Below are 26,566 nucleotides of genomic sequence, written 5' to 3' on the forward strand. Positions count from 1 at the left end.
ATGTCGGAGAGCCTACGCATACTTTATGTAACGAGCGAGATTACACCATTTTTGAATAAGTTAGGAGTTGGAGATTATGTACGTCCGTTGCCAGAAGCAATGCAGAACAAAGATATCGAAATCCGTATTATCGTACCACGTTGGGGAGTTATCAATGAGCGTAAAAATCGCCTTCACGAAGTAGTCAGACTTTCTGGAATCAATATTACAGTTGGAGAAGAAGACAAACCACTTACTATCAAAGTAGCTTCTATTCCACAAGCCAAAATGCAGGTGTACTTTATCGATAATGAAGATTATTTCCACCGTAAGAAGTTATATAAAGACAAAGCAGAAAATCTTTTTGAAGATAATGACGAACGTGCTATCTTCTTCTGTAAAGGTGTTGCCGAAACAGTGAAAAAACTAGGTTGGGCACCTGATATTGTGCATTGTAACGATTGGTTTACGGGTCTCTTGCCTTTATACCTCCGTACAACATATCAAAATGAACCTCTTTTTAAAGAATCAAAAATTGTTTCTTCGGTGTATGATAATCTTTTTGAGCAAAATTTTGATGCCTCTACCATTGCAGACAAAGTAGCCTTAGATGATATTACAGAAGAAATGTTAGCTTCTCTTGTTGCAAACCCAACTCCACAAGGATTTATGGAAATGGGTGCAAAATATTCTGATTGTGTAGTAAATGCACAGGAATCTGGCAAAACAAATGATATTATTGCAGCTTCTTCATCAGAAAATGTAAGTACAATTGTAGGAGATAAAGAAGCAATTTGTGATGGATATTTCGAAATCTATAAGACACTTTTAGGCGATAAAATGACAGAGTTAGTTGAAGAAGAAAAAACAGCCTAAGAAATATTAAGAGAATATTAAGAAAATACTCTAAAGCAATATATTTTTTATAAAAAACAGACAGAATAAGCTTATTCTGTCTGTTTTTTGTTTGCATATCACTTTCTGATTCTCAAAATAGCTAAATACTTCAATATATCTATATAATTTGTACTTTTGCAAAAGCATTTCAAAAAAGGTTTTGTAAAGTCTTTTTTGCAACAAAACAAGGCAGTTACTTCGTACTGCTTTCATCTAGCTTCAAAAACCACTAAAACAGTTGTCATAAATTTAATTTAATGAAAAAGAATAATTTTTTATCTCGTCTCTTGATACTATCCTCAAAAAAAACTCCTTTTATTCAATCTTCTTTCTACGGTATATTATCGCTTTTTTTCTTTATGACTCTAAGTAGTTGTGAAGATGAGCCAGAACCTATCGATATAGGAGAAGAGCAACTCATAAATACCTATTTTACAGATACAGTAACCGTAAACGTTAAGGTTTTTCAACTTGATAGCGTTAATACAACAGGAAGGGTTGGAAACTCTCGTCTTTTAATAGGCTCTTTAGCTGATGAATATGTAGGTAGATATTCAGCACAAGGCTTTGCAAATATCGGACTTACTACACTTACAGAAGAGCTGCAAAATGACGCAGGAGAAACAGCTATCTATGATTCATTAGTAGGCTTTTTTCAAACGGATTACGTCTATGGAGATACATTAGCCCAAAACACAGTAGAGCTTTATGAAGTATCAGAGCTTTTTGAAGACAAAAGCTATTATCAGTTTGACGTGCTAGAAACCTCAACTTCATCTTTAGGAAGTGCCACTTATCCAAATGATTTGGACAGCAATAAAGTATTGCGAGTTTCTCTTTCAGAAACATTTGGAAGAAGATTATTTGATTATGGAGTAGAAAATAAGTTTGAGAATGATTCTTTATTTAGAGTTTTCTCAAGAGGAATTGCTCTTAGAACTGCTTCTCCAAATACATCTATCATAGGCATCAATCCATTTGCACCTGCAACGAACTTGACTTTATATTTTCATTATCCAAGTGATACTGTTTCATCTTCTTATGACTTTGATATGCCTGTTAGTTTTTCTAATGTAGAAAGTGATTTGTCTAACTCTGCTTTATCTCCTCTGACTACGGATAATTTTGTTCTTTCTGAAAGCACAAATAATCTTGCTGCCATACAATCGGGAACAGGAATTGGTGTAAAATTAGAATTTCCATATTTAAGTGATTTAGTAAATAGTCAGAGTGTAGTTATTCAGCGTGTTGAGTTAGTTATTCCTACGTTAGAAGAAGCAATGAGTGCTAATTTTAGAGCTCCAAATCAGCTTTTGTTTGCATACGGAGATGGAGATGGTTTTTTCTATACATCAACAGGAACAATTCAGTTTTTACAATCAGAAACGGCAAATACGGGAGCTTCAATTGCTTATTCTGTACAAGGAAAGTCATATAGCTATGCAACGATAACAAGTTATATTAATCAATTAGCAAGAGGAGGAATTCCTGAAAGTGATGGTTTGATTATACAACCTTCTGAAAATAATATTAGTGTGAATAGATTTATTTTTCCTACTCAAAAAAACACAAACAACCTTCCTGCTATTCGTTTACGTATGTATTATAGTATTGCAGAATAAAAGGTAAATTGAAATTTGAAAACTTATTTTTTTATAAACTGTTTTTCAAATCAAAAAAGAATTAAAATTATTCTGTAATTTGCTAGTATTAATTTATTGATACTAAAGAGTTTGCATTACTAAAACTCATTAAATTATTAAAAAATACGTCATTAAAAATACGAATTTATGTGTGGAATTGTAGGTTATATCGGACAGCGTGAAGCGTATCCCATTCTTATAAAAGGACTTAAAAGACTAGAATATCGTGGATATGATAGTTCTGGGGTAGCTTTAATGGATTCTGGTATCAATATTTATAAAAAACAAGGTAAAGTAGCTGAATTAGAGAGCTTTGCAGAAAACAAAAATAAAGAGGGAAAAGTAGGTATTGGGCATACTCGTTGGGCAACTCATGGAGAACCTAATGACATAAATGCACACCCTCATTATTCAGGTTCTAGTCGTTTGGCTATTATCCATAACGGAATTATTGAAAATTATTCTGTCTTAAAACAAGATTTAATCAATAAAGGACATACTTTTAAATCGGATACAGATTCAGAAGTTTTTATTCATTTTATTGAAGAAATTCAAGACCAACACAAATGTAGCTTAGAAGAAGCTGTTCGTTTGGCACTCCATAAAGTAGTGGGAGCATATGCCATTATTATTATGTCGGAAGATAGTCCTCATCAGCTTATTGCAGCAAGAAAAGGAAGTCCATTAGTAATCGGAATTGGAAAAGAACACGACGAGTTTTTTATTGCTTCTGATGCTACTCCAATTATTGAATATACAAAAGAAGTAGTTTATTTGAATGATGGCGAAATTGCACTTCTGACAAATGACTCACTTACTATCCGAAATATTGAAGACGTTCCGACTACTCCTTATATTCATACTTTGGATATGGAATTGGAATCTATCGAAAAAGGAGGTTATGATTATTTTATGCTCAAAGAAATTTTTGAGCAACCAAAATCTATTCGTGATGCTCTTCGTGGACGACTTATTGCAGCTAATGGACACGTAAATTTGGGAGGAATTCATAAGTATTTAGACAACCTTGTTAGTGCAAAACGCATTGTTATTGTAGCTTGTGGAACATCATGGCACGCAGGTTTGGTAGCCGAATATATCATTGAAGAGTTTGCACGTATTCCTGTTGAGGTAGAATATGCTTCTGAATTTCGTTATAGAAATCCAATTATTGAAGAAGGCGATGTAATGATTGCTATATCTCAATCTGGAGAAACTGCCGATACACTTGCAGCTATTGAATTAGCTAAAAGTAGAGGTGCAATTATTTTTGGAGTTTGTAATGTAGTAGGTTCGTCTATTGCACGAGCAACACATGAAGGCGCATACATACATGCAGGACCTGAAATTGGTGTGGCAAGTACAAAAGCATTTACAGGACAAGTAACCGTTTTGACTTTATTAGGATTGATGTTGGCAAAAGAAAGAAAAACCCTTTCAGAAAATCAGCTAAAAGACCTTTTACGTCAATTAGAACGCATTCCTCAAAAAGTAGAACAGGCACTAAAACTAAATACTCAAATAGAAAAAATAGCAAAAGACTTTGTTAATGCTCGTAATTTCTTATATTTAGGACGTGGATATAATTTCCCTGTTGCTTTAGAAGGAGCTTTAAAATTGAAAGAAATATCCTACATACACGCAGAAGGTTATCCTGCTGCTGAAATGAAACACGGTCCTATTGCGCTTATAGATGAAGAAATGCCTGTTGTAGTTATTGCAACTCGTGATAATTCATATGATAAAATTTTATCAAATATTGAAGAAGTAAAAGCAAGGCGAGGAAAAGTAATTGCTGTCGTAACGGAAGGCGATGCAGCTATTCCTAAAAAGGTAGATTATGTGATTGAAGTTCCAAGTACGCACGATGCTTTTATGCCTTTGGTCTCAGTTATTCCTCTTCAGCTTTTATCATATCATGTTGCTCTTATGCGTGGTTGTAATGTCGACCAGCCTAGAAATTTGGCTAAATCTGTTACGGTAGAATAAATAATAAATTTAGAAATCAGATTTTAAAAATTAGAATGAAATAAAATTCAAAGCCAAAAACTCTTTCATTATTTAATAGTGGAAGAGTTTTTTGTATCTAAAATAAATTTTAGATACGCTGGTCTTCAATTCATTCTCTGTGTTCTCTGTAACTCTGTGTTTAAAAATTGTATTTATTCGCATTTCCTTCTAAATTCTTAAATCTAAATTCTAAATTTATTTCCTTTGGCAAGTAAATTGAAAATAGAATAGATAGTTACATCAAAAAACAATGCAATTATGAAAAAAATAATTTTATTTGTAGGATTTATATTTATAGGACTTTTTAGTTTGCCTAAAAACTCTTTTGCTCAATGTGATGAATTCAAAAAATGGATTCCAGAATGGAAACAACAAAAATATAATTCAGCTAATTCTGCACAATCTGCTAATTATTTGAATAAAGAAGAAAAACAATTTTATTATTTTCTCAATTTGATGCGCCTTAATCCACCACTTTTTGCAGAAACTTTTTTAGATAAATGTACAGACTGGAATAAAGCAAACTCACTAGGATATGTTGTGATGTTTGGAAAAGATATAGAGAAACTATCAAACGAACTTAAAAGAATACGTCCTCTTTCTATCATTTCTCCGATGAGAGAAGAATGTATTTTGGCTAATTGCTACAACAAAAATGAAGAATGTAAAAACTTTCAAGTAAGTGGAACGTCCTCTTCTATGTATTATGAAAATACAGGAATGAGACTTTTGATGTCAATTCTGAAATCTCAATCTAATAATCAAGCAAAACAGATTTTACTTTCTAATAAAACTGGTTTTTTCGGAATTTCTATTCTCCCAACACTCAAAAAAGGAGAAACTTCAGCTCGTCTCACAAAATTTGATAGAAAAGTATTAGAAATCAAAGAAAATCAAAGTGGCGATGAAATTATAGAAAACTACACAGAAAATGTAACTGAATCAAATGAAACTTTAGATATTATACCCTATGAAAAAGAATTTCAGCAAGTAGTACCAGAATGGAAAAGTTCAAAGTATAATATTGCCTATACAGCTCAAAACACAGATTATCTGACAGAAAATGAAAAATTAGTTTATTATTATCTCAATTTGGCTCGTCTAAATCCTCCACTTTTTGCAGAAACATTTATACGTAAATATACAAAATGGAACTCTCATGAAGATTTGAGTTTGTCGGATTACTACACAGGGTCGCTCTACAAAACCTTGAAAAATATGCAGCCTGTGGGTGTTCTTTACCCTCAAAAAGACTTGTTTGTTAGTGCGAGATGCCACGCTGTTTCATCAGGAAAAAAAGGATATGTCGGACACGAACGACTATCAAACTCAGGTTGTAAAGCTAAATTCGCTGGTGAGTGTTGTTCTTATGGTCAGTTTGATGCCCTTGAAATTGTGATGCAATTACTCATCGATTCGGGTGTACCAAGTTTAGGACACAGAAAAATTTGCCTTAGTGGAAGCTACAAAACATTAGGAGTTTCGGTTCAACCTCACAAGACCTATCGATTTAATAGCGTTTTGGATTTTGGTAGATAGACTAAAATGTAATATTGTCCTATTTTTATCTTAGCTGTGTGAAAGCGTTTTATGAAAGTAAAAAAAACATGATACTATAAATAGTGGCATGTTTGTATAGTTGTACTTATTGTTATTTAGAAAGATTAGCTAAAAGAGCTTTATTAAGTCTATAAGTACCTTAGTTAAGACTTTTTTGTCAAAAATAATTGACTCAATGCTATTTAAAGCTTATTTACAGAAATAAGATATTGTATTGAATAAAATATCAACCCCCACAGCCCAACAAACGATTGTAACGTTCTCTAGCTTCTGCTCTCAAGTCTTCTTGTTCTTCATCTGAGAGTTCTTTGATTTTCTCTTTTGAATTTTCAATATGTTTTGTGTCTTTATTAGTAGAGTTTTCTGTATCTAAACTTTCTGCTTTTTTTGTCTCTTGCTTTTTCATATTTGCAAATGTTTTGAGTTACTTTTTAAATTGATTTACGATTAATTCGACAGATTTGTTCTAAAACAAGAAATTACGCTCTATTATTATCCTGCCTTTTATCATACAACCGATAGCTTGGCGAAGCCAAATCATATAAATCACTTGCCAATCAGTTACAAAATTCATTTACTGCAATTTCTGCCAAATATCTTCATAATCTTGTGGTTTTTCTATGATAGAATAAATTTTTTCTGCTACAAATTCAGGACTAGCAAGTTGATTATTATTTTTTAATTCCTTGAAGTATTCTACACTTGAAAACTCGTTTTCTGTTGTTTTTCTAATTTCTCCTTGCATATTTGTATCCACTACACCTACCGAAATATTGAAAATCTGAGTATTTTGGTTCAGTATTTTTTCTTCTTCTTTTACTACTTCTGCAAAAAGATTCAGACCTGCTTTCGAAGCACAGTAAGCACTCCACCCATCAATCGGACGCTTTCCAGCACCAGAAGAAACATTAATAATTACTTTTTCTATGTTTCCAAAAGTTTGATTATCAAAAGTATGCAAAAACTCATTCATCAAAACAAAAGGAGCAATCGTATTGATATTTATTGTCTTGACAATATCTTGACTAGGAATTTTGCCTACATGCCCTACTTGTCCTAAAGTTCCTGCATTATTTATCAAAACAACTTTATCAATTTTATTTTTTATTCGCTTTTCTAAATCTATCTTTCCAAAAAAACCAATTAGTTCATCTATTTCTGATAAATCAAATGTATGATGTTTGTAATTTCCGTGATGAATAGCTTGGTTACGAGAAACTCCTTCTACCAAAACGTTATTTTCAGTTGATAAAATATGATTTGTAAGTGCATAACCGATTCCACTGCTTGTGCCTGTGATAAAATAAAGGGTCGTCATTATATATTTGTTTTGCTAGATTATGTAGAATAAAAAAAGTAATTCCATTTAGTAGAATTACTTTAAAGACTTTTTGTTTTACTAATTACAAAAAGGAATTTTCTTATATCATAATGTGATTAAAAGTTTCTTTCAATACCGTTTCCATATTTTCTAGCTCAACCATATTAGGACCATCAGAAAGAGCATTATTAGGGTTGGGGTGCGTTTCCATAAAAAATCCTTTTACTCCCATCGCAGCTGCTGCCTTTGAGAAATAAGGAATATATTCTCTATTTCCTCCAGTTGTTCCGTTGTTGGCACTTGGCTTTTGAACCGAATGCGTTACGTCCATCACAACAGGATAACCCATTTCTTTCATATCAATAATATTTCTAAAATCAACAACAAGATTATGATTTCCAAAACTTGTTCCACGCTCTGTAAGCATAATTTGTTTGTTTCCTGTGCTTTCTACTTTCTTTGCAGGATAAACCATATCTCTACCTGTCAGAAATTGCGCTTTTTTGATATTTACAATTTTTCCAGTTTCTCCTGATTTTAATAATAAATCAGTTTGGCGACACAAAAAAGCAGGGATTTGGAGAATATCAACCACTTCGGCTGCTATTTCAGCTTGATAGGCTTCATGAATATCAGTTGTAATCGGAATTTGATATTTATTTTTGATTTTGGCTAAGGCTTCTAATCCTTTTTCTAGTCCAGGCCCTCGGAAAGATTCCATCGAAGTACGGTTAGCTTTATCAAAAGAGGCTTTAAAAATATAAAGAAAGCCCATTTTTTTAGAAAGTTCGACCATGTGTTCGGCTACTTCGAAGAGCAACTCTTCATTTTCGATTACACAAGGACCAGCAATAAGGAAAGTTTCTTTTTGTAGGCGTTCGTAGAGTGTCATAGTTTTGTGTTTTTGGAGAAGGTTCAATAAGTACAAAAGTACAAAAAATAAAAATTGCCTATTCAAAAACTTTAGCTTGAGGTTGTTTGAAATAAAAGTTTATACCTATTTGCTTTTTATTCAATTGAGAAACTAATCAGCAAAAATAATATCCAAGTCCATTGTCAAATCTGGTAAATAGACAGAAGTAATGTGTTCATTTTCTACAAAAGTCTTCTGATAAACATACTTTTCTATTCCTTTTACATTTTCTAAAAAAAACTGCTGAATTGTCTTTTCTGTCGGACGAACAAGCCAATACTCCTGTACTCCGTTTTCTTCATAGAGTTCGAACTTATCCTTTACATCTCGTTTTGCGTTGCTAGACAAGATTTCAATAATCAGATTGGGCGAACCTTTACAGCCTCTGTCATCTAGCTTTTCCAAATCACAAATGATAGACAAATCTGGCTGCACGACTGTGTAAATTTCCTTGTCTGTCTTTCCTTCTAACTGCTTTTCAGTAAGTGATGGATTTTTTAGAAGGCGAACATCAAAAGGAGCAGGATATACTTTACAGCCACGCTGGTTTTCTTGTAAATAATTGAAAAGCAGACCACTAAAGCGTAAGGAAAGTTCTTGATGCATCCTATTTGGAGCAGACATTGGAAATATTTTTCCTTTTATAAGTTCTACAAACTCATCAAATTTCCATGTCAGATAATCTGCGTAAGAGTATGTTTTATCAAAATCTAACTGGTCTAGTGAAGTTATCATAATTTTTTGATTATCTTTTCTCTATAAACGCAGCTTTTGAACTAATGGTTTTGGAGAGGTTATGTAGTGCCACAGAACACTGTTTTGTTCTTTTATTAGTTTGCCAAGTTATTTATCTTCTTTAAAAAAGGTATAATATCCTCTTTAATACCTGCTATGAACCAAGGAACTAAAAGAAATGCAAAGAATAAATAAACAGGTATTAGAATAAATGGCGAAACATATTTATAGGGTACTGCTTTTTTAGGGTTTTTGCTAAAATGAGATATTAAAATAGTGTCTCCTTTTTGATAATATCCATAAGAAGCAGTATCAAAGTGAAAATATTTCTTATACGTATGTCCTTTATATTCGTAAGAAGCTCTTAAAGATTGTCTATAATATCTATCTCCATGCATTACAACTGCTTTGCTAACAGTAGTATCATAAACGATAGACCTCGTAGGGTCAAACTCCTGTAGTAAAAACACACCAGCTATTAAAGATAAAATAGGTATAATTAATCTAAATATTTTGTTGAGAACTTCCATTTTGATTTCTGTAATTGATTTTCTTTTGTAAAACTGGATATAAAAAAATAGATTCAAACATCTATGCTTGAATCTATTTTTCAAGCTTACACCAAAGGCATTAGCCATTTTTCCAAATTCTCCTTCTGCTCATTGGTAGCATCTTCTTTTACTTTCAGTTTAATATTTGGATAGCCATTTTCATCGTATTTTGTAGTAATGGTGTGTAATTGACTATCTCTAAAAAACGAAATTTCTAATTCTAGTTTTTCTTCTTTTGCAGCTTTTTTCAAAATTGCATTTGGATTGTTTGCATCCAATTTATATGAATTAATTGCTACAATTTCATCTTGAACCGTCAGACATTTAGCTACTTCGCTATCTGGAGAATAACCAACCACAACGTAAGCATTATTCTGAAAAATAGTTTTTAATCCTAATCTTCGCTCTATTTCGTTTTCATTTGGAACAAATGTTTTCTCAATTCCGACATATTCAAAGGCTTCTTTTAGATATTCATTTAAAGCATTGGGCGAATAAATACTCTTTTCAAAGTAATTTTTTGTGTCATCTTTAAAAGCATCTCCTGCCACAGCATCGACGACATTATGATAATCTTCTAAGGAATAGCCTTTTTTCCTTTTACCAAAATCTTCCCATAGTTTTATCATTACATCATCTAAAGATTTCTCATTATTACTAGATTGCCTAATTTTCATATCCAAAATAAATGCAGCCATTGCTCCCTCTACATAAATCGATGATTTTCGGTTCGGAATGCCGAGTTCATAACCATCAAGCCACAAATCATACGACGAATCAGCCACAGAAAGATTGAGCCTTCCATTGTTGTGAAAATGTCTTTTTAATAATACTTCCAATTCTTTCAAATAATATTCTTGTGTCCAAACGCCACTTCTACACAAAATATAATCTCCATAATACGTCGTCAATCCTTCAGCTACAAAACCAGTTTTGAAATAGGTTTCCTTAGACAAATCATACGGCATAAGTTCTTTCGGACGAATACGCATAATGTTCCAAAAATGAAAAAGCTCGTGCGAACTAATCCCCAAAAAGTCATTATAACGAGCCGTTCCGTCCATGTCATAATCAGCTCCCAACGTAATGACGGTAGAATGACAATGTTCTACACCGTGATATTTTGAATACGGCAAAATCTGAAACATAAAATGATAATCCGTACTTGGAAAATCCTTAAAAAGAGCGACTTGGTCTTTTGTGAATTTTTGAAATTCTTCTGTTGCCTTTTCAAAATCAATTTTCCAATCGCCTTGAATCCAAATATGAAAATTAGCATCTGAGTTTTCTACTTTGTAGCTTTTATGTTGAAGCGTATCAGAGGCAATCAGAGGAGAATCGACTAGCTCAAAAAAATCTGTCGCAACTAAATAATCCTTATCTTTTCCTGCCGTTTTTTCGGTTTTTTGTTCTAATGCACAAGCTACTTTATAACGAGAAGGCATTTCTACATGAACTCTATACATTGAATCTGGACGGTTTTTGACTTCCAAACAACAACAAATAAAGTTCAAATAAATTTGTTTTTCGTCCACATAACACCCTCCTGCATCCATTTGGTTGGCATAATACGTATAACGAACTTTTACAGTCTGTGCGCCTTTTGTTTTTATTCTCCAATTATCTTTGGTAGCTTTTGCAAATTCTAAGGGATTTTCATTTTCATCGAAAACCTCAAATTTTGCTATATTTTTAGCGAAATTTTGTAGTGTATAACGCCCCGGTCGCCACGCAGGAAGTTGAAGGGAAAGTTCTTTTTCCATAATATCATCGACGTGATTTATGGTAAGTTCGATATTGATAAAATGATGATGCGCTTGTGTGTATGAAATTTTATAATCTAACATGTGAAAAGAATAGAGTAAATTTGAAAAAAATAAAGTGAATTCGTTTCCTTAGAAACGAATTTCAGACGATTCCTCAGAATCGTGATATGTATAAAAATTACGATTTTGAGAAATCGTTTCGTTCAGTTCTGAGGAACTGAACACACAAAATGATAATTTAATGAAAATTCTACTAATACAAACAGCTTTTATAGGCGATGTCATTTTAGCAACTTCGCTGATAGAGTCTATTCGGAAAAAATATCCTTCTGCAAAAATTGATTTTTTATTGCGAAAAGGAAATGAAAATTTACTTCAAAAACACCCTTTCTTGAATGATGTTTTGATTTGGGACAAAAAAAATAAATATAAAAGTCTTTTTGAGTTGATGAAAAAAGTCAGAAAAACTTCTTATGATTCTGTTCTGAATCTACAACGCTTCGGAGCAACAGGACTTTTGACAGCTTTCTCAAATTCAAAAATAAAAGCTGGGTTTAAGAAAAACCCTTTTTCGTGGGCATTTACACACAAATATGAGCATATAATTACAACAAATGAAAATTCGCCTCACGAAATAGAACGGAATAGCAAAGTATTAGAAAGTATAAATATAAATGATATTTCGAAGCCAAAGTTATATCCTTCTGATGCTGATAAAGAAAAAATAAAAGAGTTTATTCAAAAGGATTTTATTTGTATTGCGCCCACTTCGGTCTGGTTTACCAAACAATTTCCTTTGCATAAATGGTATGAGTTTATTGCACAACTATTATTTGAAGAAGAAAATAACATACAACTTCCTCAAAACTTTACGATTTATTTGTTGGGTGCACCATCAGATTCGGAAAATTGTCAGAAAATAGTGGAAGGGATAGAATTAAATCAAATTAATTTAAAATTCAAAGTAAAAAGTAAAATTATAAATCTAGCAGGGAAATTATCATTGATGCAATCAGCAGCTTTGATGGAACATGCAAAACTGGTTTTGGCAAACGATTCTGCGCCTTTGCATTTGGCTTCTTCTGTCAATGCACCTGTTTGTGCTGTTTTTTGTTCGACTGTTCCTGTTTTTGGGTTTACACCTCTATCTTCAACATCATTTATTATCGAAACTGAACAAAAATTGGAGTGTCGTCCGTGTGGTTTGCACGGTTTTAAATCTTGTCCGAAAGGTCATTTTAAGTGTGCAGAGAGCATCAAAACAGAACAGATTTTGGAAATTGTAAACAGTATTTTGTAAAAGAGACAACTCTTTCTGCTGAATCAAAAAAATGCAATAAGATAAGCTTACCTTCTTGCTTTATTCTCAAAATTCATCTTATTTTTATAGAATTGATTTCCAAAAATAATACTACCAAATCCAAAAAAAATGAGAATAAAAGGTAGAAAGTAAATACTAACAAGTGTGTTGATTTGTTCGCTATGTTCTCTACTTGGGACATAGAGAATTTCTACTTTCTCATTGATTTCAAATCTAGGTTCGTAATTGGCGATGGGGTCTTTAAACTGCACTATTTTTCCGTCTTGATTCGTATATTCCAAAATAGATTGATATTCTTTTTTCCCAGAGCTTGGCTCTATATCATAATCAACAACAGTTGCTGTGGCTTTTATAGAGTCTGATTTATCATTTTCCACGGCAAGTAGAACAAGGACACCAAATAAAAGTGAGAAGATGCCCACGATAATCATAATAATTCCTGCTATTTTATTTTTGTTTTCTTTGGTCATAGAGAGATAACTCAAGCTGTTTTATATAAAAGAAGAGTAGGTTTTATCTTTAAACTTTGATTCCTATCAGACTAATATCATCTACTTGTGCGCTTTCTTGTTGATGCTCTCTCAATGACATAAGTAGGTCTGTTCTCTGTTTCTCCATTAACTTTGTAGCATTGTTTTCTATTATTTTACGAAGATTCAGAGAACCAATCTTCTTACGTTCTGGGTTGGGTTGGTCTGCAAAACCGTCTGTTGTGAGATAGATTAAAGAACCTTTTTTCAAAATAACTTCATTGTTAGTAAACGGAACAGGATTATTTCTCATTCTTCCCCCAATCGAACGACGGTCGCCTTTTATAGTTTTTAATTTTGGAGTTGATTCTATTTTTTCAATAAAATACAAAGGTCGTTTTGCGCCTGAAAAAGTAATTTTGAATGTATTTTCATCTGCCTCTTCTTCTAGGCAAAAAAGAGCGATGTCCATTCCATCATCATTTGATGTTTGGTCTTGCTTCAAAACAGCACGTGTATTTTTATCCAAAAGCTCCAAAATTTTGGCAGGTTCTCTTACTTGTTGTGTCTGTACAATCTCATCTAAAAGAGTTTTGCCAATAACAGACATAAAACCACCTGGAACGCCATGTCCTGTACAGTCAATGATAGCTGCATAGGTTCTTGTTTGAATAATTCCATCAACTTCTGTATCTATTTTAGTAACCCAATAAAAATCACCTGAAACCATAGAAAGTGGCTTGAAAATTACGAAGTGAGAACTAAAAAGCGAATTCATAAAATCTCTTTCTGGTAGCATCGCTTGTTGAATAGTAAGAGCATAACGAATAGAATCCGTAATATTTCTATTGTTGGTTTCTATTGTTTTATAGGCTCTTGCATTATCCAAGGCAATAGAAGTATAGGCAGCCAAAGACCGTAAAATAGTGATATGCTGATTAGAATAGGCATCTTTTTGAAAACTCTGAACGGTCAGGATTCCGATAGCATGTTGTTCTACACTCAATGGAAAATAAGCTGCTGATTCTGGCATTTTGCCAAGTTCCATTTCTATTCCCTTACTTGCCTGTTCGTTGGTATAATTTTTATTTTCTTTCTCAAAATCTTGAATAATAATTTCTTTTTGACCTTCATAACAAAGAACAGATAGGCGTTTTTTATCTCTCAATGACTTTGTATGAAATGGAAAGTAGGTTTCTCCTTCCACAAAAAATGGAAACTCTAAACGCTGTGATTCTTCATTAAAAACACCAATACCGAACCTGTCAACAGGCATAAGTCCACTTACATTTTGATAAACAGTTTCTATCATTTGGCGCATGTCTAAGGTAGAGGTAATTTTTTGTCCTACCTCACTCAAGATGTTTACATTGTCATAAGCTACTTTAAGTTCCTCTGATTGTTTTTCTAAAAGCGAATTTTGATTAGCCAATTGCTTAGTCTGGCTTTCTAGTTCCCATGTTTTTTCGGCTAGTTCATTTGTTCGTTCTTCTACTTGATATTCCAAACGACGCTTTTGTTCCTGAATTTGATAAGTTCTAACATTATATCCTCCTATTGTAACAGCCAAAAAAAGAAATATAGAAAGCGTAATAAACCACCACGTTCGCCAAAAAGGAGGAGTTACGATAATATTCATTTCAATTCCTGTGTCATTCCAAATTCCATCACTATTCGAACCCTTCACTTTTAATGTATAATTGCCTGAAGCAAGATTGGTATAAGTAACAAAATTACGACTAGTAGAATGCCACTCTTTATCAAATCCTTCTAAGTAATATGAATATTTTGTTTTCTGAGGAGCAATAAAATCTAAAACTGAAAACTCAATCGAAAAAACATTTGCATCATAAGGTAATTCAATTTCATTTGTGTAAGGAATCGCTTTTTCCAAGTACGAATCTTTATCAGAGGGAGAAATAGCTTTATTAAAAAGTGAAAATTGTGTGAAGACGAGCTTAGGAACATCTACATTATAACTCAAACTATCAGGGTTGAAGCGATTAAAACCATTTATTCCACCAAAATAAATAAAACCCTGTCTTTCTTCTCCAGTAACTTTATCAATTATTCTTTCTTGAAAAGCCGAACCTGAAATAAATTCGTTGCTCTGTAATCCATCTGAAATATCATAGGAACGAATCGTTTTTGCATAAGGGTCAAACTCTGCTACTCCTTGACTTGTACTTACCCAAATACGATTTTGCAAATCACAGACTACTGCATGAACAATATTGTTTGGCAAACCATCCTTTTCTGTAAAAGCTGTAAAATCACCTTTTTTGACATCAAACTTGTTAAGCCCATTTGCTGTTCCTATCCAAATATTTCCATCATCATCTTCTGTTATAGACAAAATTTCATCATTACTAATGCTATTTGGGTTTTCAATTTGGTGCATATAGCGTACAAATTTTTCGCTTTTTGGCATGTTGTCGTATAGGTTTAGTCCGTCTTCTGTTCCTATCCAAAGGTTGCCAATTCTGTCTTCAAAAATTACACGAACATAATCATTGCTCAAGCTAAAATCATCATAGGTTTCTGTTTTGAAAAGTTCTGTTTCTCCAGAAGGTAATATTTTGAGAAGTCCTTGTTGGTATAAACCTATCCAATAATTATTTTTGGTGTCTTGATAAATAGCTTTTATAGATATTTTTTTTGGGTTGATTAGCTCTTCGTTATACACTTCAACTTTTTTGAAAGTTTGTGTTTTGTCATCAAAAAGTTCTAAACCTTCCGAAGTTCCGACCCAAATTTGATTTTGCCTATCTTGATATACCACAGAGACTTTATCACTTGCAATAGTAGTTTCATCTTTTTCTCTATGTTGGTAGGTCTTGAAGATTCTTTCTTTTTTATTTTCAGGCGTCAAGATAGCAACCCCAGCACTTGCTGTTCCTATCCAAAGGTTATCATTCTGCGTTTTGAAAATACTTGTAATTCGGCTATCTGGAAGACTTTTAGGTTTGTCAGTTTCTTCTCTAAAATGAGCAAATTTGTTTTTGATAGCATTAAATTTATTCACACCTTCTGCAAGTGTTCCTATCCAAATACTGTTTTGGTTGTCTTTAAAAATACTTGTAATATGATTATTACTAAGCGAGTAACGCAAAGAAGGATTAGAGACAAGTGCTTTTATTTGATTTGTTGAAGTATTAATAATCAAAACACCATCTTCTTGTGTACCTACAAAAATTTCATCTTCAAAACTTTGAAAAGTAGTAACTATTTTGCTAGAAAAAAGGTTTTTTGTTGTTGGCTTTCCTGTTCTGTCAATAGTTCTTTGTTCATTAGCTTCCAAAACTGTGAATATCTCTGTATCTAAATCTAAAATATTAATTCCTCCATCACGAGTAGCAATCCAAAGCTTGTTACTCAAATTACTATTTTTAGAGTTTTGCTTTTTCAGTATCTCTAAACCAATGATTTGTTCGCTACTTGGTGCGCTTGAACTGCTTCCATAAATACTTGGTCTGAAATGAACAAATTTATTTTCATTTTCTTCAAAACGGTCTAACCCTCCTTCTGCTGTCGCTATCCAAAGGCGTTGTTGATTATCTTCTATAATATCTGTAATATGATTTTGAGCTAATGAGTTTTGATTACGTTCATCGTTTCTGTAATGGTCAAATGTTTTGGCTGTTGGATTAAAAAGATTCAGACCACCGATAGAAGTTCCTACCCAAAGTCTATTTTTAGAGTCTTTTAAAATTGAAGTAACTATCCCTGCACTCAAACTGAGGGGGTTTTGTGGGTTGTGAGTAAAGACTTCAAATTGTTCGCTAATGGTATTGAGTTTAGCTAGTCCACCGTCTTGAGTTCCTATCCAAATAAAATTATCTTCGGTTTGTAATAGAAAAGTAATATGATTATCAGGGATTGAATTTTTATTTTTTTCGTTTTTATAGGTCTTGAAATGACTAGCATCATATTGATTAAGTCCATTTTGAGTTCCTATCCAAATAAAACCCAAATTATCCTGCAACATACATGTAACCGTATTTTGAGATAGTCCTTCTTGGGAGGTAATTTTGTCAAAACGCCAATCTAACACAGCCTCTTGTGCATAAATAGAAACCGTATTCTGAAAGATAAGGAAACTAAAAAAACAGACTACACGAAAAAGGAATGATAAGTTATTTTTGATAGAAAATTGAGGTAAATGCGACATAAATTTTTTGAGTGCCTTTTATGAAATCCTCATTGACAGCTACATTTGAGTTTTAATAGGGATTTGTTTTATTCTATGTTTGTTCTATTTAGGAAAGATAAAAAAAAACTAGCATATTACAATAGAAATTTAGATGAACAAGTTAGAATATTCTATCATTTTTTATAAAAAAATAAACCTACCAAATTCAAAAAAATCTGATAGGTTTGTTATTTCTTGTAACAAAGAATATTATACTGCTTTATTTTTATACCAATATGAATCTGTATTTACAGTAGCATTGAGTTCATGTAGTAGAAAGTATAAGCCAAAATAAGTTCTATTCAAATAAAGTGAATGCTGCGAACCTCTCGCTTGTTTAGAGTTTCGTAGTTCTGGCATTTTGGAAAGGCGTTCTCCAAATTCATTCAAATCATTAAAGTATTTTTTGTCTCCAAAATAAAAAGTTTTATCATGGAAAGGCTTCATAGAAAGCGATAATAATTCTTTAAAAACACCTTTAAAAAAAGCTCTTTGTTGTGGCGTATCATCGTCCATCAAAAAACCCAACCCTTCAAAAGCAGTTTCTAATTGAGCATCATCTTCCAAAATGTTTTTTTCCATTATACTAAAATGCTGTAAATAATATTCTTCTGGAATTACTTTTACTGCACCAAAATCAATAAAACCAACTCTTCCGTCTTCTTTCATCAAGAAATTACCAGGGTGTGGGTCTGCATGTACTTCTTTTAAGACATGCATTTGATAATCATAAAAATCCCAAAGCGTTTGAGCAGCTTTATTTTTTATTTCTTGAGAAGGATTAGTAGCCAAAAATTCCTTCAAGTGCATTCCTTCCAAAAAATCCATTGTCAAGATTCTTTCTGATGAATATTCTGGATAATATTCTGGAAAAATAGCATTTGAAACGGCTTCTTGAGTCAGTTTTGCTAGTTTTTGTGAGCGTTCTAATTCTAAGTTATAATTCGTTTCAGATTTTAGCATATCGCCTACTTCCTTCATATAAATCTCCAAATCACGCTCACTAAGACCCAAAAGCTGCATAGCAAATGGTTTGACCATTCTCAAATCTGAATCTATACTTTCTGCCACCCCTGGATATTGAATCTTGACGGCAAAAGTTTTGTCTCCTATTTTTGCTTTATGAACTTGCCCAATAGAAGCTGCATTTATCGCATCTTTAGTAAAGTCATCAAAAATATCACTCGGACTTTTACCCAAATACTGCTTGAATGTCTTTACTACTAATGGAAACGACAAAGGAGGCGCAGTATATTGAGCCATTTTAAATTTTTCACTATATGCACTTGGTAGCATTCCTTCACTCATAGACATCATTTGGGCTACCTTCAAAGCACTTCCTTTTAACTCACTTAATGTTTCATAGACATCACTTGCATTTGCATCGTCTAATTCTTGACGGTCAAGACTCGGGTTTATTGTTTTTTTGGCATAGTGCTTTACATAATTTGCACCTAGTTTTACGCCTGTTTTGGCAAATTTTGCTGCTCGTTGTACTTTACTAGTGGGTATATTATCTTGTGATTTACGTTCCATAAGGTTTTATATAAAAATATGTTATTTCTTCTAATTCTGTTTAATAAAATGTTTGCTATCAATTCACTAACGGTTGATTAAAAGCAATAGTTTTGAAATTTATATACAATTCACTTTTTTATTTTAGACATGGTCATTTAGTCTTTTTTATAAATAAAGAGGTTTCCTTCCTAACAATTTGGTTTGAAAATTAGTATCTTTCAAAAAATAATTCATTTATTCTAACAAAAAATATACTTCATCATGAAAGGAATAGAATTTATAAGAGAAGATGGAAAAACAGTAAAAGCAGTTATTGATTTGCGAGTTCATAAAGCTCTTTTTGATGAAATTTTTGCTCGTTATCAAGCCGAAAAATCAGCTAATCCAAATTCTAATATTCATACACATTCAGATACAAACATTGCTACTAACGTATCAGGTTCGCACCAAGCTATCGCACAAAAAGCCATCGAAGAAGCAAGAACTTATTTAGGTACAAAACATGTAATGGGAGGAGTTTCTAGAAATGGATTGGACTGTTCTGGACTAACTTATTTGGCTTTCAAAGAAGCTGGAGTGGAACTTTCAAGAGATTCTCGTTCACAGGCTGTAGGTGGTGTAGATATTTCTATCGATAATGTAGAAGCTGGAGATTTGGTGTTTTTTGCGACAGGAAGCGACCCAAACCGTATTAGCCACGTCGGAATTATTACCAAGACTGGAAATAGCAGAGACGATTTAGAATTTATCCATACTTCTACGTCAAGAGGAGTAGTCGAAGAGCCTTTATTTCAGTATGATTATTGGCAAAAAGCCTATCGCCATGCTAGACGTGTGATTAGTCCTTTGGCTTAAATAAATTTAGAAATTAGATTTTAGAAGTAATGAATTATTGATAACTGGTAAGTGAATACTACTAATGATTTACCGTTTTCGCCTACCTTTTCAATATTTAGTTTTTGACACAAATAAGTACGATAAAATACCCCTGTCCTAGACTCGGTGTTTTGGCAAATTTAGCAACTCGTTGAATTTTACTTGTAGGTATGTTATCTTGTGATTTGCATTCCATAAGGGTTTTTACAGGCAAAACACTTTTTATCTATTCTAACGATTATTATTTTGATTTAGAGCATACATAACTAAATTGTATTTACGTTAAAAAGGTAGATAGTTGTGATGGTTGTTGTAGAAATACAAATACACGGCTACAAGCTGAATACATATTGCTCACTCGGCAAAGCCAAGCGAGAGCCTTTTTATATCTTGTGAGGGACAGCAGGGGGGGAATATAAAAGCAATATATGATGTAGCTAAGATAGGCTCAACAGCTACAAATACTACAAGAGTACTAGGAGGTACATCTTTAGTACTTAATCAATATGCTCTTTACTCTATAGGTACTACTTATAATAACATAGACGATGGAAAACAACAAACAACAGAAGAAACAAACGATGGGCAATAAAATTGTAACGATTTGCTCTATACTTTTTACAATACTTTTAATTGCACAATATGTTGTGAGATTTATAAATGGAAATGAAAAAAATCGTCCTTGGGATACATCTACAAAACAGGAGTTTATGAATAAGTGTACAGTGCGATTTCCAAACCATGAGACAGATAGCCTAATGGTAGAAGAAATATGTCAATGTTGTCTTGATAAATTAATTGAGAACAAACATTCATATTATGAATATATATATTATATGTCTTCAGAGGAAGAGAGCGTGTATTTAGATCCTTGTATTGATACTATAAATGAAAAATATCAGTTGGGAAAAGGTCGTTAACCCCCCAGTTGGGAGTAGTGTTCCAAAAGGAAAATAAAAAATAAAGTGTTAAGCGTAGTCTGCGACTACGATTTATCAGTTTGGCAAATCTTCAGATTTGCGAGTGTGGGTATTTTTGTATTTACTTGACTACATAAATCTGAAGATTTATATAACTGATAGGTCTTAGTTGCAAAATAAGCCCAACAGAGGAGGATTTACTTTTTTTTAAGTCATGCGAAATTAACTGATTACTGTTTACCAATTACGGCTAACTGATTTTTTTTCCTAACTTTGCACCATTAGCTAAACAAGACAAAAACACTCAAAATCAATAAAGATAACTATGCGTTATTACAACCACATCATCGATACAGTAGGCAATACGCCACTTGTAAAACTCAACAGCGTAAACAAAGGAATAAAAGGAACAATCTTAGTAAAAGTAGAGTACCTAAACCCAGGTAACTCTATGAAAGACCGTATTGGTCTGAAAATGATTGAAGATGCCGAAAAAGCAGGACTTCTCAAACCTGGGGGAACTGTCATTGAAGGAACATCTGGAAATACAGGAATGGGATTGGCTCTGACTGCCATTGCTAGAGGTTACAAATGTATTTTTACAGTTTCAGATAAGCAATCTCAAGAAAAAATTGATATTCTTCGTGCTTTAGGTGCAGAAGTTATCGTTTGTCCTACTAATGTTACACCAGATGACCCTCGTTCTTATTATTCGGTGGCACAGCGCAAAAATAAAGAAATAGAAAACTCATTTTATCCAAATCAGTACGATAACAAATCCAATCAACAAGCACATTACGAAACTACTGCGCCAGAAATTTGGAAAGATACAGATGGTAAAATTACGCATTATGTGGCAGGTGTAGGTACAGGTGGTTCTATGTGTGGAACATCAAGATACCTGAAAGAGCAAAATCCTGATATTGTTACTGTGGGAGTAGATTCTTATGGTTCTATTTTCAAAAAACTAAAGGATACAGGCATTTTTGATGAGAAAGAAGTTTATCCATATCTTACAGAAGGAATTGGAGAAGATATTTTGCCAGAAAATGTAGAAATGGATTTGATAGACCATTTTGTAAAAGTTACTGATAAAGATAGTGCAATCATGACAAGAAGAATGGCTCGTGAGGAAGGACTTTTTATTGGTTGGTCGTGTGGTGCTGCTGTTTTTGGAGCATTAGAATATGCAAAAGAAAACTTGAAAGAAGATGATGTAATGGTTGTTATTTTGCCAGACCACGGAACTCGTTATTTGGGCAAAATCTATAATGACAACTGGATGAAAGACCATGGATTCTTAGAAAGAGAATATGCAACAGCTGGAGATATTATCCAAAGTAAAAACGGACAATCTAAACTTTTGGTGATTGACGAAGATATGAAAGTAGGGGAAGCTGTCAGAATGATGAGTAAAGAAGGAATTTCTCAGCTTCCTGTTAGTGATAACAAAAAAGAAAATATTGTGGGAAGCCTTGTAGATTCAAAAACACTTTCAAAACTTATTGACAACCCATCTTTGAAAGATATGCCTGTAAAAGATATTATGGATAGTCCATTCACATTTGTGGCAATGAACAATACAGTAGATGTTCTTTCTTCGCTTATCAACAAAGACAATCCAGCACTTTTGGTAAGAGATGAAAAACAAGATGTTCATATTATCACTCAACAAGATTTATTGATGGCATTAGCTAAATAATATAATCTCTTGTTGATTCCAATCAAAAAGCCGTAATTCTATAACTTTAGAATTACGGCTTTTTTATAAAAAAGAATCAAAATACATAGACAGCTTCATTCAAATTATTGAGCAGTACAATAGTTTTGTTGAATGTAAAGGTGTCAAAAACTGTTATGTGTAATAAAAGTTAAACAAAAGTTGCTTGTTTGGAAAACAATTTGTCTTGAAATAGATTATTAGACTTACCTACAAAAAGTAAGATAGACTATACAAATTTGATATTACCCTCTTTTATTAGGTTTGATAGCACTCTTTGCTTCTACTCTTAACACACACAGTAGAACATTTTTTTAACTTTCAATCTCATTTTTTAGACTCGTTTATTATATTATGATTCCTATTTCTTTCGAAAAAATAGCCTCTTTAAAACCTCTTTTTGAAGACCCAAAAAGTAGTGAGCAACAACTACTAAAAAAATATGCTGATAGTCGCTCTCGTTTTGTTTCTGTTAATGGTTCTTTAGTTCATTATAGAGAAGAAGGAACTGGTGAACCTTTGGTTTTAATCCATGGAGCTTTTTCATCTCTTCATACATTCGAAGATTGGACTAAGCCCCTTTCTGAAAATTATAGAGTTATTTCATTAGATTTACCTGGTTTTGGACTGACAGGAGCAATGTCAGAAGATGACTACTGCTTGGAAAATTATATGACCTATTTAGAAATATTTTTAGACAGGTTAGATATAAAAAAATGTGCTATTGCTGGTAACTCATTAGGAGGTTGGATTGCTTGGGAATATGCATTAAGGCATCAAGAACAAATAGAGAAATTGGTACTTATCTCAGCAGCAGGTTTTGTAGATGATGGAAGTATTCCTACTCCTTTTAAACTTGCCAAACTTCCTGTCTTTGGTAAAGTATTTAAATATGCACTTCAGAAGCCTATTTTTGAAAAATTTGTAAGAGAAGTATATTGTGATCAGTCAGTAGTTTGTGAAGAAACAATCAATCGTTATTTTGATTTTTTTACTCGTGATTGTAATATGAAAGCATTTTTTAATATCATAAATCAAGAATTACATGATAATACAGAAAAATTGAGAAATCTTTATACTCCAACTCTGATTATTTGGGGTAAAGAAGATGCTTGGTTGCCTGCCCAAAATGCTCGTCGTTTTAGTGAATTATTACCAAATAATAGAATGCTCATCTATGAAGGAGTAGGACATATTCCTATGGAAGAAGCTCCCAAAAAGACAGTTAAAGTAGTTTCCGAATTTTTGTTAGAAGATTTTTAAATCTAAAAATACATTTTTGAGAGTATTTTGACTTCCTTAAAGATTCGATAAATCCATTACTTTTCTGATTTTTCAGAACAGTAATGGATTTTTTTTGTAGTTTTGCACATTTGAAAGTCAGTAAATCGTAATCATTATATCATCTACTCAAAAGAACTAGAGAACGAATTATGGAAAATCAGAAAAAAGCAGTTTTACTCCTCGCAGATGGAACAAGATATGAAGGTATCGCTATCGGAAAAATAGGCACAACAGGTGGCGAAATTTGTTTTAATACAGGAATGACAGGCTACCAAGAAATTTATACCGACCCTTCTTATTTTGGACAAATTGTAATAAATACTAGTTCGCACATCGGTAATTATGGAACAATAGACGCTGAAAATGAGTCTGCAGACGTTAAAATAAACGGTCTTGTAGTTCGTAATTTTTCGGATATTCATTCAAGAAATTTAGCTGATGATTCTCTTCAAAACTACCTTGAAAAAGCAGGTATTTCAGGGATTGCAGAGGTTGATACTCGCTCTTTAGTTCGTCATATTCGTAATAAAGGTGCAATGAATGCCATTATTTCTTCAGAAGATTTATCAGAGGAAGAATTACAAAAACGCCTTGCAGAAGTTCCTGATATGAACGGCTTAGAACTCTCTTCTAAGGTTACGACAAAAGAAACTTATACCGTTGGCGATGAAAATTCAGAAATACGAGTAGCTGTTTTAGATTTGGGAATCAAAACAAATATTTTGAGAAGTTTGGCGCAACGAGGCGTATTTTGTAAAGTGTTTCCTGCCAAAACTTCTGTAAAAGAATTATTAGAGTTTAATCCAACAGGCTTTTTCCTTTCTAATGGACCTGGTGATCCTGCTGCAATGGATTACGCTGTCAAGACAACAAAAGAACTTTTAGAGTTAAATAAACCAATTTTTGGAATCTGTCTAGGACATCAAATTTTGGCTCTTGCTGGTGGACTTTCTACTTACAAAATGTTCAACGGACATAGAGGACTTAATCACCCAGTTAAGAATTTAGAATTAGGAAACTGCGAAATAACTTCTCAAAATCACGGTTTTGGTGTCGATAGAGAATTTTTAAATACACAGAATGAAGTCGTAGAAACACATAAAAACTTAAATGATAAAAGTGTTGCAGGAATTCGCTTTAAAAACAAAAAGGCTTTTTCGGTACAATATCACCCAGAGTCTTCTCCTGGCCCTCACGATTCTCGTTATCTTTTTGACCAGTTTGTAGAGATGATGCAGAAGGAAAAAGTAATGGCTTAGTTAATGCTAATTCACCTGTTACAACTGATTAGCGAGTGATTTGGATGATATTTATGATAAAATTAAGATGAATACAAACTGAGATAATAATTGCTATTTTTTGCTGTATTATCCTGTAATACTGTACCCTACTAGTTTTATTAAACACAGAGTTACAGAGAACGCAGAGAATAAAAATACATTTTTTAAGAATAAATTATTTTGAAATTAAATTATTCAAATAGTATTTTGTATTATCTGTATTTTAAAATCCTACCAATCCTTAACCAATCATACACTACAAAAAATGGTAAGGTACAGTAATCCTGTAATTATCATACTAATCATAAAAAATCACTTGCCAATCACATATAAGTTATTAAGAAAAAAGTCAAAGAAATTTCCTCAAAGGTTATGGTATGGTACTACAAATTTTTATCTTTGTAGTCATACAAAAAATAAAAATTTATCATTTAATATAGATACGATATGAAGTTTATTGTTTCATCGGCTGCGCTGCTCAAACAACTCAATTCGCTCAAAGGACTTGTTCCTAGCAACCCTGTTATTCCGATTTTAGAAAACTTTTTATTTGAGATTAGTGATGGTCTTTTGCGTGTAACGGCTTCCGATTTACAAAATGCAATGACTTTAGAAACGGCTGTTGAAACAGATGAAAAAGCAAATGTAGCTGTTCCTGCTCGTATGCTTTTGGATACGCTTCGCAATTTGCCAGAGCAACCAATCACTTTTACGATTGATACAGAATCTCACGGTATCGAAATTTTATCAGATAACGGTCGCTACACATTGGCTGGAGAAGATGCTGGTGATTTTCCTCGTCCTGCCGAGCCAAAAAATACGACAAACTTAATGTTTTCGTCTGATGTTATTTCAAGTGCTATTTCGTATGCTCTTTTTGCTGTTAGTTCGGACGAAATGAAACCAGCAATGAATGGTATTTTTGTTAATCTAACTGATGGAAAAACAAATTTTGTAGCTACAGATTCCCATCGTTTGGTGCGTTATAGCTACGAAGGAACAGAAGGAAATAGTAATTCTTCTATTATTATCCCAGGAAAAGCCTTTGAGCAACTCAAAAATGCCTTACCTTCTTCTCCACAAGAGATTCAATTAGAATTTAATGATACAAATGTCTTTTTTAGCTTTGCCAATATCAAAATGGTAAGTCGTTTGATTGATGAGCGTTTTCCAGATTATGAAAATGTAATTCCGACAAGCAACGATAAAAATCTAAATATTGACCGTTCACAATTATTGGGTTCTTTGAAGCGTATTTCTATTTATGCGAACAAAACATCTCAACAAATTCGTTTCAAATTAGAAAATAACAACTTACTTATTTCGGCAGAAGATGTTGATTTCTCAAATGAAGCAAAAGAAAACTTGCCTTGTGATTATGATGGCGATAACTTAGAAATTGGCTTTAATGGCAAGTTCTTGATGGAAATGCTTTCTAATCTGAATTGTGATACTGTTCATTTTGAGTTTTCAGAGCCAAACCGTGCTGCTTTGATGTACCCAAATGAAGCAGCAGAAAGTGAAAATATTTTGATGCTCGTAATGCCAGTTATGCTAAATAATTATTATTAATAGATTGATTATTTAGTTCTGAAATAACTTTTTCTCAA

The 26,566-nt window shown here is 32.8% G+C and carries 20 protein-coding genes; 11 read left to right on the top strand and 9 right to left on the bottom strand.

Annotated elements, in window-relative coordinates:
* The 4 genes from WAF17_RS18725 to WAF17_RS18740 all read left to right on the top strand — a co-directional run bounded on the left by WAF17_RS18725 (position 1) and on the right by WAF17_RS18740 (position 6,068).
* Positions 1–855 carry a glycogen/starch synthase gene (locus tag WAF17_RS18725; RefSeq protein ID WP_338762990.1) on the top strand — a complete coding sequence of 285 codons (855 nt, stop codon included), beginning with the start codon at positions 1–3 and terminating at the stop codon, positions 853–855.
* A 278-nt stretch (positions 856–1,133) separates the two neighbouring features.
* The gene (locus WAF17_RS18730) at positions 1,134–2,498 is read left to right on the top strand and encodes a hypothetical protein (RefSeq protein WP_338762992.1); all 1,365 of its coding nucleotides are present in this window, start codon (positions 1,134–1,136) and stop codon (positions 2,496–2,498) included.
* 168 nt (positions 2,499–2,666) lie between these two features.
* Positions 2,667–4,508, top strand: a complete 1,842-nt coding sequence (gene glmS, locus WAF17_RS18735; protein WP_338762995.1) for a glutamine--fructose-6-phosphate transaminase (isomerizing) — start codon at positions 2,667–2,669, stop codon at positions 4,506–4,508.
* Between the two features lie 279 nt (positions 4,509–4,787).
* A complete protein-coding gene (locus tag WAF17_RS18740) occupies positions 4,788–6,068 on the top strand; it encodes a CAP domain-containing protein (protein WP_338762997.1) in 1,281 nt (426 codons plus the stop codon).
* Positions 6,069–6,315: 247 nt separating this feature from the next.
* On the opposite strand, the gene WAF17_RS18745 is transcribed toward WAF17_RS18740, so the two are convergent.
* From WAF17_RS18745 to WAF17_RS18770, 6 genes are all read right to left on the bottom strand, one after another.
* A complete protein-coding gene (locus tag WAF17_RS18745) occupies positions 6,316–6,495 on the bottom strand; it encodes a hypothetical protein (protein ID WP_338763000.1) in 180 nt (59 codons plus the stop codon).
* Positions 6,496–6,663: 168 nt separating this feature from the next.
* A complete protein-coding gene (locus tag WAF17_RS18750) occupies positions 6,664–7,407 on the bottom strand; it encodes an SDR family NAD(P)-dependent oxidoreductase (protein ID WP_338763002.1) in 744 nt (247 codons plus the stop codon).
* Positions 7,408–7,510: 103 nt separating this feature from the next.
* Positions 7,511–8,302, bottom strand: coding sequence for a 3-deoxy-8-phosphooctulonate synthase (gene kdsA / locus WAF17_RS18755; protein WP_338763005.1), 792 nt, complete (start codon positions 8,300–8,302; stop codon positions 7,511–7,513).
* A 132-nt stretch (positions 8,303–8,434) separates the two neighbouring features.
* Positions 8,435–9,058: a Uma2 family endonuclease gene (locus WAF17_RS18760; protein WP_338763007.1), complete on the bottom strand. Its 624-nt coding sequence runs from the start codon at positions 9,056–9,058 to the stop codon at positions 8,435–8,437.
* A 95-nt stretch (positions 9,059–9,153) separates the two neighbouring features.
* Complete coding sequence (locus tag WAF17_RS18765; RefSeq protein ID WP_338763009.1) at positions 9,154–9,588, bottom strand: hypothetical protein; 435 nt, start codon at positions 9,586–9,588, stop codon at positions 9,154–9,156.
* Between the two features lie 86 nt (positions 9,589–9,674).
* The gene (locus WAF17_RS18770) at positions 9,675–11,456 is read right to left on the bottom strand and encodes a M61 family peptidase (RefSeq protein ID WP_338763011.1); all 1,782 of its coding nucleotides are present in this window, start codon (positions 11,454–11,456) and stop codon (positions 9,675–9,677) included.
* Between the two features lie 160 nt (positions 11,457–11,616).
* Here WAF17_RS18770 and WAF17_RS18775 point away from each other — a divergent pair, with 160 nt between their 5' ends.
* On the top strand, positions 11,617–12,675 hold the full coding sequence (locus WAF17_RS18775) for a glycosyltransferase family 9 protein (protein ID WP_338763014.1): 1,059 nt from the start codon (positions 11,617–11,619) through the stop codon (positions 12,673–12,675).
* 47 nt (positions 12,676–12,722) lie between these two features.
* On the opposite strand, the gene WAF17_RS18780 is transcribed toward WAF17_RS18775, so the two are convergent.
* From WAF17_RS18780 to WAF17_RS18790, 3 genes are all read right to left on the bottom strand, one after another.
* Positions 12,723–13,181: a DUF3592 domain-containing protein gene (locus WAF17_RS18780; RefSeq protein ID WP_338763016.1), complete on the bottom strand. Its 459-nt coding sequence runs from the start codon at positions 13,179–13,181 to the stop codon at positions 12,723–12,725.
* Between the two features lie 34 nt (positions 13,182–13,215).
* On the bottom strand, positions 13,216–17,337 hold the full coding sequence (locus WAF17_RS18785) for a two-component regulator propeller domain-containing protein (protein ID WP_338763018.1): 4,122 nt from the start codon (positions 17,335–17,337) through the stop codon (positions 13,216–13,218).
* Between the two features lie 231 nt (positions 17,338–17,568).
* Positions 17,569–18,894 (bottom strand): AarF/UbiB family protein, encoded by a 1,326-nt coding sequence (locus WAF17_RS18790; RefSeq protein WP_338763020.1) that lies wholly within the window; start codon positions 18,892–18,894, stop codon positions 17,569–17,571.
* Positions 18,895–19,137: 243 nt separating this feature from the next.
* On the opposite strand from WAF17_RS18790, the gene WAF17_RS18795 reads away from it, so the two are divergent.
* The 6 genes from WAF17_RS18795 to dnaN all read left to right on the top strand — a co-directional run bounded on the left by WAF17_RS18795 (position 19,138) and on the right by dnaN (position 26,528).
* Entirely contained in the window at positions 19,138–19,731 is a 594-nt protein-coding gene (locus WAF17_RS18795) for a C40 family peptidase (protein WP_338763022.1), read from the top strand.
* A gap of 569 nt (positions 19,732–20,300) precedes the next feature.
* Positions 20,301–20,672 (top strand): hypothetical protein, encoded by a 372-nt coding sequence (locus WAF17_RS18800; protein ID WP_338763025.1) that lies wholly within the window; start codon positions 20,301–20,303, stop codon positions 20,670–20,672.
* 325 nt (positions 20,673–20,997) lie between these two features.
* Positions 20,998–22,374, top strand: coding sequence for a cystathionine beta-synthase (locus WAF17_RS18805; RefSeq protein WP_338763028.1), 1,377 nt, complete (start codon positions 20,998–21,000; stop codon positions 22,372–22,374).
* Between the two features lie 372 nt (positions 22,375–22,746).
* A complete protein-coding gene (locus WAF17_RS18810) occupies positions 22,747–23,655 on the top strand; it encodes an alpha/beta hydrolase (protein ID WP_338763031.1) in 909 nt (302 codons plus the stop codon).
* 170 nt (positions 23,656–23,825) lie between these two features.
* Positions 23,826–24,935, top strand: coding sequence for a glutamine-hydrolyzing carbamoyl-phosphate synthase small subunit (gene carA / locus WAF17_RS18815; protein ID WP_338763034.1), 1,110 nt, complete (start codon positions 23,826–23,828; stop codon positions 24,933–24,935).
* Positions 24,936–25,403: 468 nt separating this feature from the next.
* A complete protein-coding gene (gene dnaN, locus WAF17_RS18820) occupies positions 25,404–26,528 on the top strand; it encodes a DNA polymerase III subunit beta (protein WP_338763037.1) in 1,125 nt (374 codons plus the stop codon).
* Positions 26,529–26,566 lie beyond the last annotated feature (38 nt).

This window comes from Bernardetia sp. ABR2-2B (assembly GCF_037126435.1).
In the GTDB taxonomy this organism is placed as follows: domain Bacteria; phylum Bacteroidota; class Bacteroidia; order Cytophagales; family Bernardetiaceae; genus Bernardetia.

What these genes read in the sequence shown, in the direction of transcription:
- WAF17_RS18725 (WP_338762990.1), top strand. Translation starts at nt 1, where the DNA reads ATGTCGGAGAGCCTACGCATACTTTATGTAACGAGCGAGATTACACCA.
- WAF17_RS18730 (WP_338762992.1), top strand. Translation starts at nt 1,134, where the DNA reads ATGAAAAAGAATAATTTTTTATCTCGTCTCTTGATACTATCCTCAAAA.
- glmS (WP_338762995.1), top strand. Translation starts at nt 2,667, where the DNA reads ATGTGTGGAATTGTAGGTTATATCGGACAGCGTGAAGCGTATCCCATT.
- WAF17_RS18740 (WP_338762997.1), top strand. Translation starts at nt 4,788, where the DNA reads ATGAAAAAAATAATTTTATTTGTAGGATTTATATTTATAGGACTTTTT.
- WAF17_RS18745 (WP_338763000.1), bottom strand. Translation starts at nt 6,495, where the DNA reads ATGAAAAAGCAAGAGACAAAAAAAGCAGAAAGTTTAGATACAGAAAAC.
- WAF17_RS18750 (WP_338763002.1), bottom strand. Translation starts at nt 7,407, where the DNA reads ATGACGACCCTTTATTTTATCACAGGCACAAGCAGTGGAATCGGTTAT.
- kdsA (WP_338763005.1), bottom strand. Translation starts at nt 8,302, where the DNA reads ATGACACTCTACGAACGCCTACAAAAAGAAACTTTCCTTATTGCTGGT.
- WAF17_RS18760 (WP_338763007.1), bottom strand. Translation starts at nt 9,058, where the DNA reads ATGATAACTTCACTAGACCAGTTAGATTTTGATAAAACATACTCTTAC.
- WAF17_RS18765 (WP_338763009.1), bottom strand. Translation starts at nt 9,588, where the DNA reads ATGGAAGTTCTCAACAAAATATTTAGATTAATTATACCTATTTTATCT.
- WAF17_RS18770 (WP_338763011.1), bottom strand. Translation starts at nt 11,456, where the DNA reads ATGTTAGATTATAAAATTTCATACACACAAGCGCATCATCATTTTATC.
- WAF17_RS18775 (WP_338763014.1), top strand. Translation starts at nt 11,617, where the DNA reads ATGAAAATTCTACTAATACAAACAGCTTTTATAGGCGATGTCATTTTA.
- WAF17_RS18785 (WP_338763018.1), bottom strand. Translation starts at nt 17,337, where the DNA reads ATGTCGCATTTACCTCAATTTTCTATCAAAAATAACTTATCATTCCTT.
- WAF17_RS18790 (WP_338763020.1), bottom strand. Translation starts at nt 18,894, where the DNA reads ATGGAACGTAAATCACAAGATAATATACCCACTAGTAAAGTACAACGA.
- WAF17_RS18795 (WP_338763022.1), top strand. Translation starts at nt 19,138, where the DNA reads ATGAAAGGAATAGAATTTATAAGAGAAGATGGAAAAACAGTAAAAGCA.
- WAF17_RS18800 (WP_338763025.1), top strand. Translation starts at nt 20,301, where the DNA reads ATGGAAAACAACAAACAACAGAAGAAACAAACGATGGGCAATAAAATT.
- WAF17_RS18805 (WP_338763028.1), top strand. Translation starts at nt 20,998, where the DNA reads ATGCGTTATTACAACCACATCATCGATACAGTAGGCAATACGCCACTT.
- WAF17_RS18810 (WP_338763031.1), top strand. Translation starts at nt 22,747, where the DNA reads ATGATTCCTATTTCTTTCGAAAAAATAGCCTCTTTAAAACCTCTTTTT.
- carA (WP_338763034.1), top strand. Translation starts at nt 23,826, where the DNA reads ATGGAAAATCAGAAAAAAGCAGTTTTACTCCTCGCAGATGGAACAAGA.
- dnaN (WP_338763037.1), top strand. Translation starts at nt 25,404, where the DNA reads ATGAAGTTTATTGTTTCATCGGCTGCGCTGCTCAAACAACTCAATTCG.